Genomic DNA, 1,897 nt, shown 5'->3' with positions numbered 1-1,897 from the left:
GAGACGGAATAAAAAATATAAATTCCGGTAAAATTTAGAGCAACAGATCATTTTTTTATCGGTATGAATTATTCAGGAGATATTTTTATTTATAGGAGGGAGAAGGCGAATGAATAAATTTGAAGAAGTAGTTCAAACAAAATTGGTTCCTATTGCTGGTCGTTTTGGAAGTAATAAGTTTTTGATAGCTATTCGGGATGGTATTACTTATTCAATGCCGTTAATTCTAATTGGCTCATTTTTGATGGTGATTGCAAGTTTTCCAGTTCCAGGTTGGGAAACTTGGCTCGGGGAAGTGGGCATTTCAACGTATCTTTGGAAAGGGGTCGATTCTAGTTTTAATTTGATCGCTTTAATTGCTGCTTTTGCCATTCCTTATAGTCTGGTAAAACAGTATAAAGAAGATGGAATTTCAGCTGGTGTCATTAATATATCAGCGTTCTTAATGGTTACTCCGTTTACAATTCCTTTTTTAGATGAATCGGGTAAAACGTTAGGTTCTGTTGGAGGAATCGCACCATCATATTTATCATCTGGCGGATTATTTGTAGCCATTGTTTTAGGATTGCTTAATGGTTATGCGTATCAGTGGTTTATGAAAAAAGATATTCGTATAAAAATGCCTGAAGGAGTTCCTCCAGCGGTGTCAAAAAGTTTTAGTGCTATTATTCCTGGAACAGTAATTCTAGTTTTTTGGCTTATTATTTATGGACTGTTAGATAGTCTGAAACTACCTAATGTACATGACATAGTAAAAACAGTTTTAGGTGTTCCATTTAGTATGTTGGGAAGTACGTTGTTTGGTAATTTTATTGTAGTTTTATTAAATGGTTTATTGTGGTTCTGTGGTGTTCACGGAGGAAATGTTTTAAATAATCCGATTATGAAGCCTATTTGGTTAGCTAATTTAACAGAAAATGCGACAGCTCATAAAGCTGGACAAGAACTTCCTCATGTTTTCACATCTGTATTTATGGATAATTTTGTTTTTATTGGTGGCTCGGGTGCGACAATTGGGTTAGTTATTGCGTTAGCGTGGTTAGCAAAACGTCGTAAAGCCAGTCAACAGGCCAAGGTTCTTTCTCCTTTAACATTATTACCTGGTCTTTTTAATATTAACGAACCTACAATGTTCGGGGTTCCTGTCGTTTTGAATGTTTTAACAGTTATTCCGTTTGTTTTAGCTCCAGCAGTAAATCTCATTGTTGCTTATTTTGCGTTCAGCTCAGGCATAGTCCCTGGAACATATACAGATCCTGGTTGGACAATGCCACCAGTTATTTCAGGTTTTTTAGCAACTGGTAGCTGGCAAGCTTCTGTTTTACAAGTCATTTTGATTGTATTAGATATTCTGCTCTATTTACCGTTTATCTTTAATGTTGAAAGAAGATGGAAAGCCAGTGAACAATATAAAGATAATATATAATTAACATTTTATAGCGTTGCTAATTCATACCAGAATAATCGCTATTATAATTATTCTGGTATGAATATAAGTGATTTCACAAATATTTTGGCGGTTTAAACTCTATAGTGCATTTTTTATAAATGAGAGCGTTTTATTAATACATTGAGGTGGATTAAACTCTTCTAAAGTGTTGTAGAGTTTTATAATATCTAATTTTATCTAATATAGGAGTGAAATAATGGTGTCTAAAAGAAATGTATTATTGCGAAAACAAAAATATGCTTGCAAAGTTCAAAAATACTCTATCAAAAAATTAAGTGTTGGAGTTGCATCAGTTTTAGTAGGAACAGCTCTGTATCTAGGTAATTCTGTATCCGCTGCAGAGGTTACTGATACAGAGGTAAATAGTAATTGGAATGGCAACACTTTTCTAGACAAAAATTATAAGGTCTGTTTATGACACCATATCCAGTTGCCCTTGACAACGAG

Annotated in this window: 2 protein-coding genes; both read left to right on the top strand. The window is 34.0% G+C overall.

Annotated features, from left to right (window positions below):
- Positions 1-109 precede the first annotated feature (109 nt).
- Positions 110-1,426 carry a PTS sugar transporter subunit IIC gene (locus tag AB5Z52_RS16855; protein ID WP_077454692.1) on the top strand — a complete coding sequence of 439 codons (1,317 nt, stop codon included), beginning with the start codon at positions 110-112 and terminating at the stop codon, positions 1,424-1,426.
- 220 nt (positions 1,427-1,646) lie between these two features.
- Complete coding sequence (locus AB5Z52_RS16850) at positions 1,647-1,868, top strand: YSIRK-type signal peptide-containing protein (RefSeq protein WP_137264846.1); 222 nt, start codon at positions 1,647-1,649, stop codon at positions 1,866-1,868.
- The last annotated feature ends 29 nt before the right edge of the window (positions 1,869-1,897 follow it).

The organism is Enterococcus sp. RTP21361st1_A6_RTP21361_211029, assembly GCF_040910045.1.
GTDB classification, from domain to species: Bacteria; Bacillota; Bacilli; order Lactobacillales; family Enterococcaceae; genus Enterococcus_D; species Enterococcus_D gallinarum.
This window is presented reverse-complemented; position numbering and strand designations above follow the sequence as displayed.

Excerpts from the sequence above, each read along its gene's own strand:
- AB5Z52_RS16855 (WP_077454692.1), top strand. The coding sequence starts at position 110 with ATGAATAAATTTGAAGAAGTAGTTCAAACAAAATTGGTTCCTATTGCT.
- AB5Z52_RS16850 (WP_137264846.1), top strand. The coding sequence starts at position 1,647 with ATGGTGTCTAAAAGAAATGTATTATTGCGAAAACAAAAATATGCTTGC.